The sequence below is a fragment of the Streptomyces sp. NPDC053493 genome (assembly GCF_044544825.1).
GTDB lineage: Bacteria > Actinomycetota > Actinomycetes > Streptomycetales > Streptomycetaceae > Streptomyces.
Genome location: NZ_JBITXS010000006.1, coordinates 327,896 through 344,588 on the forward strand (window position 1 = coordinate 327,896; position 16,693 = coordinate 344,588).

At 71.6% G+C, this 16,693-nt stretch carries 13 protein-coding genes; 10 read left to right on the forward strand and 3 right to left on the reverse strand.

The window, feature by feature from the left end; translation table 11 throughout:
* The first annotated feature begins 20 nt into the window (after positions 1-20).
* From secD to ACIGO8_RS20120, 4 genes are all read left to right on the forward strand, one after another.
* Entirely contained in the window at positions 21-1,808 is a 1,788-nt protein-coding gene (secD, locus tag ACIGO8_RS20105) for a protein translocase subunit SecD (RefSeq protein WP_399732090.1), read from the forward strand.
* A 1-nt stretch (position 1,809) separates the two neighbouring features.
* Entirely contained in the window at positions 1,810-2,883 is a 1,074-nt protein-coding gene (secF, locus tag ACIGO8_RS20110) for a protein translocase subunit SecF (protein WP_399732092.1), read from the forward strand.
* Positions 2,880-3,431 (forward strand): adenine phosphoribosyltransferase, encoded by a 552-nt coding sequence (locus ACIGO8_RS20115; RefSeq protein WP_399732094.1) that lies wholly within the window; start codon positions 2,880-2,882, stop codon positions 3,429-3,431. The genes secF and ACIGO8_RS20115 overlap by 4 nt, the downstream gene beginning before the upstream one ends.
* 239 nt (positions 3,432-3,670) lie before the next feature.
* Entirely contained in the window at positions 3,671-6,136 is a 2,466-nt protein-coding gene (locus tag ACIGO8_RS20120; protein ID WP_399732097.1) for a RelA/SpoT family protein, read from the forward strand.
* A gap of 65 nt (positions 6,137-6,201) precedes the next feature.
* Here the strand turns inward: ACIGO8_RS20120 and ACIGO8_RS20125 are convergent, their stop codons facing one another.
* A complete protein-coding gene (locus ACIGO8_RS20125) occupies positions 6,202-7,431 on the reverse strand; it encodes a DUF349 domain-containing protein (RefSeq protein ID WP_399732100.1) in 1,230 nt (409 codons plus the stop codon).
* Between the two features lie 245 nt (positions 7,432-7,676).
* A complete protein-coding gene (locus tag ACIGO8_RS20130) occupies positions 7,677-8,462 on the reverse strand; it encodes a peptidylprolyl isomerase (RefSeq protein WP_399732102.1) in 786 nt (261 codons plus the stop codon).
* Positions 8,463-8,625: 163 nt separating this feature from the next.
* Between ACIGO8_RS20130 and ACIGO8_RS20135 the strand changes: the two genes are divergently transcribed.
* The 5 genes from ACIGO8_RS20135 to rpsD all read left to right on the forward strand — a co-directional run bounded on the left by ACIGO8_RS20135 (position 8,626) and on the right by rpsD (position 13,861).
* The gene (locus ACIGO8_RS20135; RefSeq protein WP_399732105.1) at positions 8,626-9,333 is read left to right on the forward strand and encodes an MBL fold metallo-hydrolase; all 708 of its coding nucleotides are present in this window, start codon (positions 8,626-8,628) and stop codon (positions 9,331-9,333) included.
* A gap of 10 nt (positions 9,334-9,343) precedes the next feature.
* Positions 9,344-10,606, forward strand: coding sequence for a histidine--tRNA ligase (hisS, locus tag ACIGO8_RS20140; protein ID WP_399732106.1), 1,263 nt, complete (start codon positions 9,344-9,346; stop codon positions 10,604-10,606).
* A 186-nt stretch (positions 10,607-10,792) separates the two neighbouring features.
* On the forward strand, positions 10,793-11,419 hold the full coding sequence (locus ACIGO8_RS20145; RefSeq protein ID WP_399732109.1) for a vitamin K epoxide reductase family protein: 627 nt from the start codon (positions 10,793-10,795) through the stop codon (positions 11,417-11,419).
* A 51-nt stretch (positions 11,420-11,470) separates the two neighbouring features.
* Entirely contained in the window at positions 11,471-12,826 is a 1,356-nt protein-coding gene (locus ACIGO8_RS20150; protein WP_399732112.1) for a replication-associated recombination protein A, read from the forward strand.
* A gap of 420 nt (positions 12,827-13,246) precedes the next feature.
* Complete coding sequence (rpsD, locus tag ACIGO8_RS20155; protein WP_399732115.1) at positions 13,247-13,861, forward strand: 30S ribosomal protein S4; 615 nt, start codon at positions 13,247-13,249, stop codon at positions 13,859-13,861.
* Positions 13,862-13,895: 34 nt separating this feature from the next.
* On the opposite strand, the gene ACIGO8_RS20160 is transcribed toward rpsD, so the two are convergent.
* A complete protein-coding gene (locus tag ACIGO8_RS20160) occupies positions 13,896-16,070 on the reverse strand; it encodes an ATP-binding protein (RefSeq protein ID WP_399732118.1) in 2,175 nt (724 codons plus the stop codon).
* 184 nt (positions 16,071-16,254) lie between these two features.
* Here ACIGO8_RS20160 and ACIGO8_RS20165 point away from each other — a divergent pair, with 184 nt between their 5' ends.
* On the forward strand, positions 16,255-16,689 hold the full coding sequence (locus ACIGO8_RS20165; protein ID WP_399732120.1) for a DUF948 domain-containing protein: 435 nt from the start codon (positions 16,255-16,257) through the stop codon (positions 16,687-16,689).
* The last annotated feature ends 4 nt before the right edge of the window (positions 16,690-16,693 follow it).

A 16,693-nucleotide genomic window follows, 5' to 3' on the forward strand; every position in this document is an offset into this window, starting at 1 on the left:
GGACAGGGAGATAACGACAGGTGGCAGCACCGAAGAAGGGCCGAAGGCCGGCGGGGGGCCAGAGCCGGCCGGGCCGCGCCCTGGCACTCATTCTGATCGCCATGGTCGCGCTCACCGGCGGCATGTTCTGGTCGGGGCACACCACCCCGCGCCTGGGCATCGACCTCGCCGGCGGCACGTCGATCACGCTCAAGGCGAAGGCGGAGCCCGGACAGGAGTCCGCCGTCAACGAGACCAACATGAACACCGCGGTCGGCATCATCGAGCGCCGTGTCAACGGTCTGGGTGTCTCGGAGGCCGAGGTCCAGACGCAGGGCCGCGAGAACATCATCGTGAACATCCCCAAGGGGACGAACGAGAAGCAGGCCCGCGAGCAGGTCGGCACCACCGCCCAGCTGTACTTCCGGCCGGTCCTGGCCGTCGCCGCGGCCGAGCAGCCGCAGCCGAACCCCAGCGCCAAGCCGAGCGGCTCCTCCACCGCCTCGCCGAAGCCCTCCGCCTCCGCTCCCACCGCGGACAAGGGCAAGGACAAGGGCAAGGGCACCACCGCCACTCCCTCGTCGAGCGCCTCGACGCAGGGCCGCGCCGTGACCGAGGCCCTCAAGGCCCCGAGCCCGACCGCGACGCCCAGCTCCTCCGCGTCGCCGAAGGCCTCCACGACGCCGAACCCGACGCAGTCCGGTGACCCGGCCACCAACGCCCTGCAGCAGAAGTTCGCGGCGCTCAACTGCCTCGACCCCAAGCAGCGCACCGCCGCCGGCGAGGGCGTGAAGCCGACCGACACCACCGTCGCCTGCGGCAAGAACTCCATCGGCCAGTGGGAGAAGTACCTGCTCGGCCCCGCCGAGGTCGACGGCAAGGACGTCGACGACGCCAAGGGCGTCCTCGACCAGCAGCGCGGCATGTGGATCGTCACCATGGACTTCACGAGCGAGGGCGCGAAGAAGTTCCAGAAGATCACCAGCAAGCTGTCGCAGCAGACCGAGCCGCAGAACCAGTTCGCGATCGTCCTCGACGGCGAGGTCGTCTCGGCCCCGTCCGTCCGCCAGACGCTGAGCGCCAGCGCCGAGATCTCCGGCAGCTTCAACCAGCAGTCCGCCCAGGACCTCGGCAACATCCTGTCCTACGGCGCCCTGCCGCTGACCTTCGACACCCAGAGCGTCGACACCGTCACCGCCGCCCTCGGCGGCGAGCAGCTCCAGGCGGGCCTGATCGCCGGTGCCATCGGCCTCGCACTGGTCGTCCTCTACCTGGTGGTCTACTACCGCGGCCTGTCGTTCATCGCGATCCTCAGCCTCGCCGTCTCGGCCCTGCTCACCTACGTGCTCATGGCCCTCCTCGGCCCGGCCATCGGCTTCGCGCTGAACCTGCCGGCCGTCTGCGGCGCCATCGTGGCCATCGGCATCACCGCGGACTCGTTCATCGTGTACTTCGAGCGCATCCGCGACGAGATCCGCGAGGGCCGCACCCTGCGCCCGGCCGTCGAGCGCGCCTGGCCGCGCGCCCGCCGCACCATCCTGGTCTCCGACTTCGTGTCGTTCCTGGCCGCCGCGGTGCTGTTCATCGTCACCGTCGGCAAGGTCAAGGGCTTCGCGTTCACGCTCGGCCTGACCACCCTGCTCGACATCGTCGTGGTGTTCCTCTTCACCAAGCCGGTGATGACGCTCCTCGCCCGGACGAAGTTCTTCGGCAACGGCCACAAGTGGTCCGGCCTGGACCCGAAGAGCCTCGGCGCCAAGCCGCCGCTGCGCCGCTCCCGCCGTCAGTCCGTTACCGCCGCTGGCCCTGTCGACACGAAGGAGGCGTGAGATGTCGAAGCTCGGAGATCTCGGCGCCCGGCTCCACCGAGGCGAGGTCGGCTACGACTTCATCGGCAACCGCAGGATCTGGTACGGCATCTCGATCCTGATCACCATCACGGCGATCGTCGCCCTCGCGGTCCGCGGCCTGAACATGGGCATCGAGTTCCAGGGCGGTGCCGTCTTCACCACCCCGAAGACGGACGTCTCCGTCTCGCAGGCGCAGGAGTACGCGGAAGAGGCCTCCGGCCACGACGCGCTCGTGCAGAAGCTCGGCAGCGGCTCGCTGCGCATCCAGGTCGGCGGCCTCGACACCGCCAAGTCCGACCAGGTCCGCGCGGAGCTCGCCAAGGACCTGAGCGTCCCCGAGGCCAAGATCGCCGCGGAGATCGTCGGCCCCAGCTGGGGTGAGCAGATCGCCACCAAGGCCTGGACCGGCCTCGCGGTCTTCATGATCCTCGTGGTGATCTACCTCGCCATCGCCTTCGAATGGCGGATGGCCGTCGCGGCCCTCGTCGCGCTGATCCACGACCTCACCATCACCGTCGGCATCTACTCGCTGGTCGGCTTCGAGGTCACGGTCGGTACGGTCATCGGTCTGCTGACGATCCTCGGTTACTCGCTCTACGACACCGTCGTCGTCTTCGACTCCCTCAAGGAGCAGACGAAGGGCATCACCCAGCAGACCCGCTGGACCTACAGCGACATCGCCAACCGCTCGATCAACAGCACCCTGGTCCGTTCGATCAACACCACGGTCGTGGCCCTGCTGCCGGTCGCCGGTCTGCTCTTCATCGGCGGCGGCGTCCTCGGCGCCGGCATGCTCAACGACATCTCGCTGTCGCTGTTCGTGGGTCTCGCCGCCGGCGCGTACTCCTCGATCTTCATCGCCACCCCGCTCGTCGCCGACCTCAAGGAGCGCGAGCCGGCGATGCGGGCCCTGCGCAAGAAGGTGCTCGCCAAGCGGGCCGCCGCTGCCGCCAAGGGCGAGGACGTCGAGGACGGCACCGACCCGGTGGACGCCGAGCCGGCCGTCGTCGGCCAGCGCGCCCGCCGCGGCCGCTCCACGGAGCGCCGCGGATGACCGCCGAGGCGCAGAGCGTCACCGAGCTGCTCGTCAGCCGTATCCGGGACGTCCCCGACTACCCGAAGCCGGGAGTGCTGTTCAAGGACATCACTCCGCTGCTGGCGGACCCGGAGGCCTTCACGGCGCTCACCGACGCCCTCGCCCGGCTGTGCGCCGAGGCCGGCGCCACGAAGATCGTCGGCCTGGAGGCCCGCGGCTTCATCCTGGCCGCGCCGGTCGCCGTCCGCGCCGGACTGGGCTTCATCCCGGTCCGCAAGGCCGGCAAGCTGCCCGGGGCCACCCTGCGGCAGGCCTACGAGCTGGAGTACGGCACCGCGGAGATCGAGGTGCACGCCGAGGACCTGGCCACGGGCGACCGGGTCATGGTCATCGACGACGTCCTCGCCACCGGCGGCACCGCCGAGGCATCGCTGGAGCTCATCCGGCGGGCCGGGGCCGAGGTCGCCGGCGTCGCGGTCCTGATGGAGCTGGGCTTCCTGCCCGGCCGGGCCCGGCTGGAGCCGGCCCTGGCCGGCGCTCCGCTCACCGCGCTCGTCACCGTCTGACGGGACCGGACCTCGCACGAGGGGCGGCCCGGGGAATTCCCCGGGCCGCCCCCGTCGTTTTCCGGACAGGTCCCGCGAAAGGCATCCGGTGGGGCACCATGGCCCTCCCGGCGGCGTCTCAGCCCGCAGGCGCGTGAGCACACGCGCTGCCAGGTCGATACGATGGCCTTTCCGGGCCTGACCGGGGGACCCGGAACCTCCCCCAGATCCCTGTCCGGGGGGACCCCAGAGGAGCGCTCTTGCCAGACGAGGCCCAGCCACTCTCCGCCGCGCAGCCCGACAAGAAGGCCGACCAGGCCGCGCCGGAAGCCGCCGCGCCCCAGAACCAGCCTGCGGAGACCAGGCCCAGGCCCGCGGCGCCCGCACCGGCCCCGTCCGCCAGGCCCACGCCGGCCCCGCCCGCCCGCTCGGGCGGCTCCTCCAGCCGCGTCCGCGCCCGGCTCGCCCGCCTCGGCGTCCAGCGCTCCTCCCCGTACAACCCGGTCCTCGAACCGCTGCTGCGGATCGTCCGCTCCAACGACCCGAAGATCGAAACGGCGACTTTGCGCCAGATCGAGCGGGCCTACCAGGTCGCCGAGCGCTGGCACCGCGGCCAGAAGCGCAAGAGCGGCGACCCGTACATCACCCACCCGCTCGCCGTCACCACCATCCTCGCCGAGCTCGGCATGGACCCCGCCACGCTGATGGCCGGGCTGCTCCACGACACCGTCGAGGACACCGAATACGGACTCGACACCCTGCGCCGCGACTTCGGCGACCAGGTCGCCCTGCTCGTCGACGGCGTCACCAAGCTCGACAAGGTCAAGTTCGGCGAGGCCGCCCAGGCCGAGACCGTCCGCAAGATGGTCGTCGCCATGGCCAAGGACCCGCGCGTCCTGGTCATCAAGCTCGCCGACCGCCTGCACAACATGCGCACCATGCGCTATCTGAAGCGGGAGAAGCAGGAGAAGAAGGCCCGCGAGACGCTCGAGATCTACGCCCCGCTGGCGCACCGGCTGGGCATGAACACCATCAAGTGGGAGCTGGAGGACCTCGCCTTCGCGATCCTCTACCCCAAGATGTACGACGAGATCGTCCGCCTCGTCGCCGAGCGCGCGCCCAAGCGCGACGAGTACCTCGCCATAGTGACCGACGAGGTCCAGGCCGACCTGCGCGCCGCCCGTATCAAGGCCACCGTCACCGGCCGCCCCAAGCACTACTACAGCGTCTACCAGAAGATGATCGTCCGCGGCCGTGACTTCGCGGAGATCTACGACCTGGTCGGCATCCGCGTCCTCGTGGACACCGTCCGCGACTGCTACGCGGCCCTCGGCACCGTCCACGCGCGATGGAACCCGGTCCCCGGCCGGTTCAAGGACTACATCGCGATGCCGAAGTTCAACATGTACCAGTCGCTGCACACCACCGTCATCGGCCCCAACGGCAAGCCCGTCGAACTGCAGATCCGCACCTTCGACATGCACCGCCGCGCCGAGTACGGCATCGCCGCGCACTGGAAGTACAAGCAGGAGGCCGTCGCCGGCGCCTCCAAGGTCCGCACCGACGTGCCCAGGAGCGGCGGCAAGGACGACCACCTCAACGACATGGCGTGGCTGCGCCAGCTGCTCGACTGGCAGAAGGAGACCGAGGACCCGGGCGAGTTCCTGGAGTCCCTGCGCTTCGACCTGTCGCGCAACGAGGTCTTCGTCTTCACGCCCAAGGGCGACGTCATCGCGCTGCCCGCCGGCGCCACCCCGGTCGACTTCTCCTACGCCGTCCACACCGAGGTCGGCCACCGCACCATAGGCGCCCGGGTCAACGGCCGGCTCGTGCCACTGGAGTCGACCCTCGACAACGGCGACCTCGTCGAGGTCTTCACCTCCAAGGCGGCCGGCGCCGGACCGTCCCGGGACTGGCTGGGCTTCGTCAAGTCGCCCCGCGCCCGCAACAAGATCCGCGCCTGGTTCTCCAAGGAGCGCCGCGACGAGGCCATCGAGCAGGGCAAGGACGCCATCGCGCGGGCCATGCGCAAGCAGAACCTGCCGATCCAGCGGATCCTGACCGGCGACTCGCTCGTCACCCTGGCCCACGAGATGCGCTACAGCGACATCTCCTCGCTGTACGCGGCGATCGGCGAGGGCCACGTCACCGCCCAGTCCATCGTCCAGAAGCTGGTGCAGGCCCTCGGCGGCGAGGAGGCCGCCACCGAGGACATCGCCGAGACCGCCCCGCCGACCCGCGGCCGCTCCAAGCGCCGCTCCAGCGCCGACCCGGGCGTGGTGGTCAAGGGCGTCGAGGACGTGTGGGTGAAGCTCGCCCGCTGCTGCACCCCGGTGCCCGGCGACCCGATCATCGGCTTCGTCACCCGCGGCAGCGGCGTCTCGGTCCACCGCAGCGACTGCGTCAACGTCGAGTCGCTGTCGCGCGAGCCCGAGCGGATCCTGGACGTCGAGTGGGCGCCCACCCAGTCCTCGGTCTTCCTCGTCGCCATCCAGGTCGAGGCCCTGGACCGCTCCCGGCTGCTCTCGGACGTCACCCGCGTCCTGTCGGACCAGCACGTCAACATCCTGTCCGCGGCCGTGCAGACCTCCCGCGACCGGGTGGCCACCTCGCGCTTCACCTTCGAGATGGGCGACCCGAAGCACCTCGGGCACGTCCTGAAGGCGGTGCGGGGCGTGGAGGGCGTCTACGACGTGTACCGCGTCACCAGCGCCCGGCGCCCGTAACCACGGCGTACGAGAAGGGCCCCCGGCACGCGCCGGGGGCCCTTCTCGTACGTACGTCTACGGCATCAGCCGCCGAACTCCTGCAGGCCCTTCAGCGCCTGGTCGAGCAGCGCCTGACGCCCCTCGAGCTCCTTGGCGAGCTTGTCGGCCTTGGCGTCGTTGCCCGCCGCACGGGCGGCGTCGATCTGCTTCTGCAGCTTGTCCACCGCGTCCTGCAGCTGACCCGTAAGACCCGCGGCACGCGCCCGCGCCTCCGGGTTGGTGCGGCGCCACTCCGCCTCCTCGGCGTCCTGGATCGCCCGCTCCACCGCGTGCATCCGGCCCTCGACCTTCGGGCGGGCGTCACGCGGGACGTGGCCGATGGCCTCCCAGCGCTCGTTGATGGAACGGAAGGCCGCACGGGCCGCCTTCAGGTCCGTCACCGGCACCAGCTTCTCCGCCTCGACCGCGAGCTCCTCCTTCAGCTTGAGGTTCTCGGTCTGCTCGGCGTCACGCTCCGCGAACACCTCGCCGCGGGCCGCGAAGAACACGTCCTGCGCGCCGCGGAAGCGGTTCCACAGCTCGTCCTCGTGCTCGCGCTGGGCGCGGCCCGCAGCCTTCCAGTCCGCCATCAGCTCGCGGTAGCGCGCGGCCGTCGCGCCCCAGTCGGTGGAGTTCGACAGCGACTCGGCCTCGGCGACCAGCCGCTCCTTCGCCTTGCGGGCGTCCTCGCGCTGCGCGTCCAGCGCCGCGAAGTGGGCCTTGCGACGCTTGGAGAAGGCCGAGCGGGCGTGCGAGAAGCGGTGCCACAGCTCGTCGTCCGACTTCCGGTCGAGCCGCGGCAGGCCCTTCCAGGTGTCCACGAGCGCCCGCAGCCGCTCGCCCGCCGCGCGCCACTGCTCGCTCTGCGCCAGCTCCTCGGCCTCGGTGACCAGGGCCTCCTTGGCGGAGCGCGCCTCGTCGGCCTGCTTCGCCTTCTGGGCCTTGCGCTCCTCGCGACGCGACTCGACCGTCTCGGTCAGCTTGTCGAGCCGGGCCGACAGCGCGGCCAGGTCGCCCACCGCGTGGTGCTCCCGGACCTGCTGGCGGATGTGGTCGATGGCCGCCGTGGCGTCCTTGGCCGAGAGGTCGGTGGTCCTCACCCGCTTCTCGAGGAGGCCGATCTCGACCACCAGGCCCTCGTACTTGCGCTCGAAGTAGGCCAGCGCCTCCTCGGGGCTGCCGGCCTGCCACGATCCGACGACCTTCTCGCCCTCGGCCGTACGCACGTACACGGTGCCCGTCTCGTCGACGCGGCCCCACGGGTCGCTGCTCACAGCGCCTCCTCAACATGATGCCGACGTGGGGCTCCCGCCCCCTGGCATCGTCCACGGTTTCCCGGCGGGTCTTCGCCCGCCCTCCACAACGCGGCCGACGGCCTGCGCTGTACAACGCCAATCTAGGCGAACGGCGGCCCGGCTGTCCGCACTCAGCACGACCGAAATTCAACGGTCACGCGCAGGTGTGGTTCCCGGGCCGTGGCTCGGTTCGCGACCGGGCCACGGCCCGGGCCGCCGCCGCCTCACTTCTTGATGACGGCGGCCTTCTGGATCGTGACCGCCTTCTGCGGGGCGCCGTCGCCCGCGCCGCCCGCGACACCGGCCTTGGCGACCTCCTCGACGACCTTGACGCCGGCCGCGTCGAAGGTGCCGAACGGCGTGTAGTTCGGCGGCAGCTTGGTGTCCTTGTAGACGAGGAAGAACTGGCTGCCGCCGGTGCCCGGGCCCGCGTTGGCCATCGCCACCGTGCCCTTCGGGTAAGTCACCGAGCCGTCCTTGCCGGCCTTGCCGAGGCCGGTCAGGTTCTCGTCCGGGATGGAGTAGCCCGGGCCGCCGGTGCCGTCGCCCTTCGGGTCGCCGCACTGGAGCACGAAGATGCCCGAGGTGGTGAGGCGGTGGCACTTCGTCCCGTCGAAGTACTTCTTGTCGGCGAGGTGCTTGAAGGAGTTCACCGTGTGCGGGGCCTTCGCCGCGTCCATCGTGACGGTGATGTCGCCGACGTTGGTCGTGAGGGCCATCGTGTACGTGGCCTTCTTGTCGATCGTCATCGCCGGCTCGGCCTGCGAGGACGGGCTCTGCTCCGGTCCCGGCGTCTTCGTCGCCTCGGACGCCACGTTGTCGGAGCCCGACTCGTCACCGGTCAGCGCCACCGACGCCCACACCGCACCGCCGGCGGCGAGCACCACCGCGAGCGACGAGGCGATGACGGTGTTCCGCCGCGTCCTGCGTCGCGCCTCCGCGCGCCGCTGCTGCTGCCGCGCGTACTTCTCCCTGGCGAGCTGCCGCCGCCGCTGATCGCTGGTGACCACCGGGTCCGCTCCTTGTCGGTCGTCTGTTCTGTCCTGGTCGGATGTGCCCGTACCGTATACGGGTTGGCTGTGGAATACGCACCGCCGGTAGGCTCTGATCTGCTGCATTCCGCTGCACAGCGCACCGCCGCAGCCATCTGCCGGACGACAAATGAGGACGATCGTGCTGATTGCCGGGTTCCCCGCCGGGGCCTGGGGCACCAACTGCTATCTGGTCGCCCCCGCCGCAGGCGAGGAGTGCGTCATCATCGACCCGGGCCACCAGGCCGCCCAGGGAGTCGAGGAGACGCTGAAGAAGCATCGGCTCAAGCCCGTCGCGGTGGTCCTCACCCATGGCCACATCGACCACGTCGCCTCCGTCGTCCCGGTCTGCGGCGCCCATGACGTACCCGCGTGGATCCACCCCGCCGACCGGTACATGATGAGCGACCCGGAGAAGGCCCTCGGCCGCTCCATCGGGATGCCCCTCATGGGCGAGCTGACCGTGGGCGAGCCGGACGACGTGCACGAGCTCACCGACGGCGCCGAGCTGAAGCTCGCGGGACTGGAGTTCTCCGTCGCGCACGCGCCCGGTCATACCAAGGGGTCGGTGACCTTCCGGACGCCGGAGACCACGGAGGTCCCCTCCGTGTTCTTCTCCGGAGACCTGCTGTTCGCCGGCTCCATCGGACGCACCGACCTGCCCGGCGGTGACATGGACGACATGCTCGAGTCGCTGGCCCGCGTGTGCCTGCCGCTCGACAACTCGACCGTGGTGCTGTCGGGGCACGGTCCCCAGACGACCATCGGCCAGGAGCGCGCCACCAACCCCTATCTGCGGCAGGTGGCCGCCGGCCTCGGGAGCGCCGACGCTCCCCGACGAGGAATGTGACGAGACCCACGTGAGCACCTTCAAGGCCCCCAAGGGCACGTACGACCTGATCCCGCCCTTCTCCGCCACCTACCTGGCGGTCCGGGACGCGATCTCCGCGCCGCTGCGGAAGGCCGGCTACGGCTACGTCGAGACGCCCGGCTTCGAGGACGTGAACCTGTTCGCCCGCGGTGTCGGCGAGTCCACCGACATCGTGACCAAGGAGATGTACGCCTTCGAGACCAAGGGCGGCGACAAGCTGGCCCTGCGTCCCGAGGGCACCGCCTCCGTGCTGCGCGCGGCCCTGGAGGCCAGCCTGCACAAGCAGGGCAACCTGCCGGTCAAGCTCTGGTACTCCGGCTCCTACTACCGTTACGAGCGCCCGCAGAAGGGCCGCTACCGCCACTTCTCGCAGGTCGGCGCCGAGGCGATCGGCGCCGAGGACCCGGCGCTCGACGCCGAGCTGATCATCCTGGCCGACGACGCCTACCGCTCCCTCGGCCTGCGCGACTTCCGCATCCTGCTGAACTCGCTCGGCGACAAGGAGTGCCGCCCGGTCTACCGGGAGGCGCTGCAGACCTTCCTGCGCGGGCTCGACCTCGACGAGGAGACGCTGCGCCGGGCCGAGATCAACCCGCTGCGCGTCCTCGACGACAAGCGCGAGGCCGTGCAGAAGCAGCTCGTCGGCGCGCCGCTGCTGCGCGACTACCTGTGCGACGCGTGCAAGGCGTACCACGAGGAGGTGCGCGCGCTGATCACCGCGGCGGGCGTGGCCTTCGAGGACGACCCGAAGCTCGTGCGCGGCCTGGACTACTACACCCGGACCACCTTCGAGTTCGTCCACGACGGCCTCGGCTCGCAGTCCGCGGTCGGCGGCGGCGGCCGCTACGACGGCCTGTCCGAGATGATCGGCGGCCCCGCGCTGCCGTCCGTCGGCTGGGCGCTCGGCGTGGACCGCACGGTCCTCGCCCTGCAGGCCGAGGGCGTCGAGCTCGACATCCCGGCACCGACCAGCGTCTTCGCCGTCGCGATCGGCGAGGAGGCCCGCCGGGTGCTCTTCGGCGCGGTCACCCGGCTGCGCAAGGAGGGCGTCGCCGCCGACTTCGGCTACGGCGGCAAGGGCCTGAAGGGCGCGATGAAGGACGCCAACCGCTCCGGCGCCCGCTTCACCGTCGTCGCCGGCGAGCGCGACCTCGCCGAGGGCGTGGTCCAGCTCAAGGACATGGAGTCCGGCGAGCAGCAGGCCGTCGCCCTCGACGAGCTGGTGGACGTGGTGAAGGCGAAGCTCGCCTGAGCCGTGCGGCACCGCCGTACCGCCGCACCGCCGTACCGAGTCGTACGGAAAGGGGCCCGGCCCGCGCCCGTCGCGGACCGGGCCCCGCTCCTTACCGCCCTCGAACACGGGCCGTGCCACCCTGTGCGGCACAATGACCGTGCCCGGTCAGGGAGCCCCGGAACGACGAAGAGCGAGTAGAGCGACATGACGAAAGCAGCGGCCGCGAACAAGACCGCCGGTCGGGACGACACCCGCACCGTCGGGGCCGGCCGGGCCTTCGCCTGGCTCCTGGTGATCACCGGCGCCGCCGGTGTCCTCGCGTCCTGGGTGATCACGCTCGACAAGTTCAAGCTCCTCGAGGACCCGAACTTCACGCCCGGCTGCAGCCTCAACCCGATCGTGTCCTGCGGCAGCGTGATGAAGAGCGAACAGGCCGCCGCCTTCGGCTTCCCCAACCCGATGCTCGGCCTCGTCACGTACGCCGTCGTGGTCGCCATCGGCGTCGGCCTGCTGGCCGGCGCCCGCTACCGCCGCTGGTACTGGCTCGGCCTCAACGCCGGCACCCTCTTCGGCGTCGGGTTCTGCACCTGGCTCATGACCCAGTCGCTGTACGAGATCAACGCCCTGTGCCTGTGGTGCTGCCTCGCCTGGGTCGCCACCATCCTCATGTTCTGGTACACCACCTCGCACAACGTGCGCCACGGCGTGCTGCGCGCCCCGGCCGGCCTGCGGACCTTCCTCGACGAGTTCACCTGGGTCCTGCCGGTGCTGCACATCGGCATCATCGGCATGCTGATCCTGACCCGCTGGTGGGACTTCTGGACCAGCTGAGCCGAGGCCGGGCCGCCGGGACTGTCGGTGGTCTGACTTAGGCTTCAGAGCGTGGAGCCCGACCTCTTTACGGCAGCCGCCGAAGAACGCCAGGAGAAGGACCCGGCCAGCAGCCCGCTGGCCGTGCGGATGCGCCCGCGCACCCTCGACGAGGTCGTGGGCCAGCAGCACCTGCTCAAGCCGGGCTCGCCGCTGCGCCGGCTCGTCGGCGACGGCGCCGGCGGCCCCGCCGGGCCCTCCTCGGTGATCCTCTGGGGCCCGCCCGGCACCGGGAAGACCACCCTCGCCTACGTGGTCTCGAAGGCCACCAACAAGCGCTTCGTGGAGCTCTCCGCGATCACCGCCGGCGTCAAGGAGGTCCGCGCCGTCATCGACGGGGCCCGGCGGGCCGCCGGCGGCTTCGGCAAGGAGACCGTCCTCTTCCTCGACGAGATCCACCGCTTCTCCAAGGCCCAGCAGGACTCGCTGCTGCCGGCCGTGGAGAACCGCTGGGTGACCCTGATCGCCGCCACCACCGAGAACCCGTACTTCTCGGTCATCTCCCCGCTGCTCTCCCGCTCGCTGCTGCTCACCCTGGAGCCGCTCACCGACGAGGACCTGCGCGGGCTGCTGCACCGCGCCCTCGACGAGGAGCGGGGCCTGGGCGGCGCGGTCACCCTGGCCGAGGACGCCGAGGCCCATCTGCTGCGGATCGCAGGCGGCGACGCCCGGCGCGCCCTGACCGCCCTGGAGGCGGCGGCCGGCGCGGCCCTCGCCAAGCAGGACGCGGAGATCAGCCTGGAGACGGTCGAGGAGACCGTCGACCGCGCGGCGGTGAAGTACGACCGGGACGGCGACCAGCACTACGACGTGGCGAGCGCCCTCATCAAGTCGATCCGCGGCTCCGACGTGGACGCGGCGCTGCACTACCTGGCCCGGATGATCGAGGCCGGCGAGGACCCGCGGTTCATCGCCCGGCGCCTGATGATCTCGGCGAGCGAGGACATCGGCCTCGCCGACCCGAACGCCCTGCCGCTGGCCGTGGCCGCCGCACAGGCCGTGGCCATGATCGGCTTCCCGGAGGCGGCGCTGACCCTCAGCCACGCCACCATCGCCCTCGCGCTCGCCCCGAAGTCCAACGCGGCCACCAACGCGATCTTCGCCGCGCGGGCCGACGTCCAGGGCGGCCTCGCGGGCCCGGTCCCGCCCCACCTGCGCGACGGCCACTACAAGGGCGCCGCCAAGCTCGGCCACGCCCAGGGCTACGTCTACCCGCACGACGTCCCCGGTGCCATCGCGCCCCAGCAGTACGCCCCGGACGCCGTCCACGGCAAGCGCTACTACGAGCCGACCCGCTACGGCGCCGAGGCGCGCTACGCGGACGTGGTGGAGAAGGTGCGCGAGCGCCTCAAGGGCGAGGGCGGCTGACCGGCGGCGCGAGGACGGGCCTGGGGCCTACGGGCCCGTGCGCCGCCCCGGCCCGGCGCCCTCCGGGCCCGCGCGCGGCCCTGGTGCACCGGCTCCCGGCGGACCCGGTACACTCGTCGGAAGTGCTGCGTCCCGTGTCCGGCTTCGGCCGACATCACCAGAGCGGGACAGTCAGCCGGATTCCCGGCCTTCGGGCGGGGTCTCCAGGAGCGTCGCGCACCTTCGAAGGTGTCGCGGGCAACCCACCACCACCGGGACCTCCCGGAGCGGCGGTGGGTCGTTCGCGTGCTGCACGTATGTGCCCAGACCAGGGAGCGGCTGCCCGGCAGGTCCTCCACGGACCCGACGGGTTTCCCGGCTGCGGATTGCGACCTCCCTAACCCTGGTGAAGCCGTATTCGAACAGTAGAGAGGTTGGTTCATGCCGAACCAGTCGCGTCCCAAGGTCAAGAAGTCCCGTGCGCTCGGTATCGCGCTGACGCCGAAGGCCGTCAAGTACTTCGAGGCCCGCCCCTACCCGCCGGGCGAGCACGGCCGTGGCCGCAAGCAGAACTCGGACTACAAGGTCCGTCTGCTCGAGAAGCAGCGTCTGCGCGCCCAGTACGACATCAGCGAGCGCCAGATGGCGCGCGCCTACGACCGCGCCAAGAAGGCCGAGGGCAAGACGGGCGAGGCGCTGGTCGTCGAGCTCGAGCGCCGCCTCGACGCCCTGGTTCTGCGTTCGGGCATCGCCCGCACCATCTACCAGGCCCGTCAGATGGTCGTCCACGGCCACATCCAGGTCAACGGCCAGAAGGTCGACAAGCCGTCGTTCCGCGTCCGTCCCGACGACGTCGTGATGGTCCGCGAGCGCTCCCGCGAGAAGGCCCTGTTCCAGGTCGCCCGCGAGGGTGGCTTCGCCGCCGACGGTGAGACCCCGCGCTACCTGCAGGTCAACCTGAAGGCCCTGGCCTTCCGCCTCGACCGCGACCCGAACCGCAAGGAGATCCCGGTCATCTGCGACGAGCAGCTGGTCGTCGAGTACTACGCCCGCTGATCCCAGCAGGCCGCAGTACTCACCCCCGCGGTGTTCAGCCCGCCGCTTCCCCGCCCGCCGTGGTGGGGGAGCCGGCGGGCTTCCGCGTCTTCGGGACCGGTGCCCGGCCGGTACGGAACGGCCGCGGCGCCGCCGCCCCGCCGCACCCGCCACCGCCGCCCCGAGACCGGCGCTCGGCCAGCGCCCGGTCCACCGCCGCGTCCAGCGACAGACCCTGGCCCTCCCGGTACCAGGCGCCGTAGCCCTCGCCGCCCAGCGCCTCGGTCGCCTTCCCCGCGCACAGCGCGCGCGGCCCGTTGAAATGCGCCGAGCCGAACAGCGGCATACCCACCGAGTCCCACACCGGCATCGCCGCGCCCTGCAGCACCGCCGCCTCCGCCGCGTCGCCCTCGGTCGCCGTCACCAGCGCCAGCAGCTCCAGCGCGAGGACCAGACCCACCAGGTCGTGGAAGGTGTGGTTGATCGTGACGCACTCGGTGAGCAGCTCCCGCGCCGAGACGTGATCGCCGTCGGTCAGCGCCGCGAACGCCAGGACGTAGAGCGCGTACGCCCGGGTCCAGCGCTCACCGCGCTCCTCGCAGATCTCCCGTACCTCCGCGCACAGCGCCACCGCCCCCTCCAGATCACCCTGGAAGGCCCGCGCGAGCGCCAGCTCGACCTGGCCCATCAGCACGTTGCTGTTCAGCTCGCCCAGCTCGCGATACGACTCCAGCGCCCGGCCGATCAGCTCCTCCGCGCGCGGCATGTCGTCCGACAGCAGCGCGAGACAGCCCATCCGGTGCGTCGCGTACGCCTCGGCCACCGCGTTCCCCGTGGCCCGCGCCCGCTCCCCGCACTCGTGCAGCGCCGCCACCGCGGCCGTCGGGTCGCCCTGCAGGATCGCCACATACCCCAGCACCCACAACGCCTTCAGCCGCGCGTCACCGTGCGCGGCGGCCGCCGGCGGGCCCGAGCCGTCCAGCGCACGGCCGAGCCAGTGCCGGCCCTCCGACAGCCGCCCGCAGCCGGCCCAGTAGAACCACAGCGTGCCCGCCAGATGCTGCGCGAGCGAGGCGTCCCGCGCCGACTCCAGGCACAGCTCGAGCGCCGCCCGCAGATTCGGCAGCGCCACGTCCGTGCACGCCGCCACCTCCGCCTGCCGCGGACCGAACCACTCCAGCTCGCACCAGGTGGCCAGACCCATGTACCAGTCCCGGTGCCGGCGGCGCATCCGCTCCGTGTCGCCCAGCGCCGCCAGCCACTCCGCCCCGTACGCCCCGACCGTGTCCAGCATCCGGTAACGCGGGCCCGCCGCCGTCTCCTCACGGAACACCAGCGACTGCGACAGCAGCTCACCGAGCACGTCGACCACCCGCTCCGCGGGCAGCTCGCGGCCCGCGCACACGTACTCCACCGCCTCCAGGTCGAACGGACCGGCGAACACCGAAAGACGCGCCCACAGCAGCCGCTCCTCCGGCGTGCACAGCTCATGGCTCCAGCCGATCGCCGTCCGCAGCGTCTGATGCCGGGGCAGCGCGCCGCGCCGCCCGCGGTCGAGCAGCCGGAACCGGTCGTCCAGCCGCTGCAGCATCTGCTCCACCGTCAGCACCGGCAGCCGCGCCGCCGCCAGCTCCAGCGCCAGCGGAATCCCGTCCAGCCGCCGGCACAGCTCCCGCAGCGCCCCGGCGTCGCCCACGGCGCCCGCGCCCGCCTCCGCGGCCCGCCCGGCCAGCAGCGCCGCCGCGTCGCCCTCCTCCATCGGCGCCAGGGACAGCACCGCCTCGCCGTCCACCCGCAACGGGCGCCGGCCGGCCGCGAGCACCGTCAGTCCCGGGCAGCCCCGCAGCAACTCCCGCACCAGCCCGGCGCACTCCTCCACCAGGTGCTCGAAACCGTCCACCACCAGCAGCAGCCGCGAGTCCGCCAGATGCTCCAGGAGCACCTCGCGCGGCCCGCGCAGCGTGTGGTCGGTCAGGCCGAGCGCCTCGACCAGCGCGTGGGCCACCAGCTCCGGATCGCGCAAGGGCGCCAGCTCCGCCAGCCGCACGCCGTCGGCGTAGCGTTTCTGCACCGCCGCAGCGACCCGCAGCGCGAGCCTCGTCTTGCCCACACCGCCCACACCGCCGACCGTCACCAGCCGGAACTCGTCGAGGAGAAGCGCCAGTCGGTCCTGTTCGGCGGCCCTGCCCACGAACCGGTTCAGCTCCGCAGGAAGATTGCTCCGTCGCATGGCACACGGAGCGTACTCACCCGCGCGCACTCCGTACAATCGGCCCGTCGCCGCCGCCCTGCCACGGACCGTAATGCGGTACAGCGGAAGACCTCTGGCGCGATAGGGTCGGAGGACCGATACACACGGGTCCGACGACCGACCGGGACCCGACGACAGCGACGACAGCAGAGAGCGGTGCAGAGTGACCGGTGGTGAGGTTGCCGGGATCCTGGTGGCCGTGTTCTGGGCGATCCTCGTCTCCTTCCTCGCCGTGGTGCTGGTGAGACTGGCGCAGACGCTCAAGGCGACCACCAAACTCGTGGCGGACGTGACCGAACAGGCCGTCCCGCTGCTCGCCGACGCCTCCCGGACCGTGCGCTCCGCGCAGACCCAGCTCGACCGGGTCGACGCCATCGCCTCGGACGTCCAGGAAGTCACCTCCAACGCCTCCGCGCTGTCCACCACCGTCGCCTCCACCTTCGGCGGCCCGCTCGTCAAGGTCGCCGCCTTCGGCTACGGGGTGCGCAGGGCGCTGGGCGGCCGGGGCCGGCCGGACACGCCGCCCGCGCCCGACCCGCGTACCGTCGTCGTCGGTCGCACCGTGCCGTTCGCGCGCCGCCGGAAGCAGAAGGGCTGAGCCG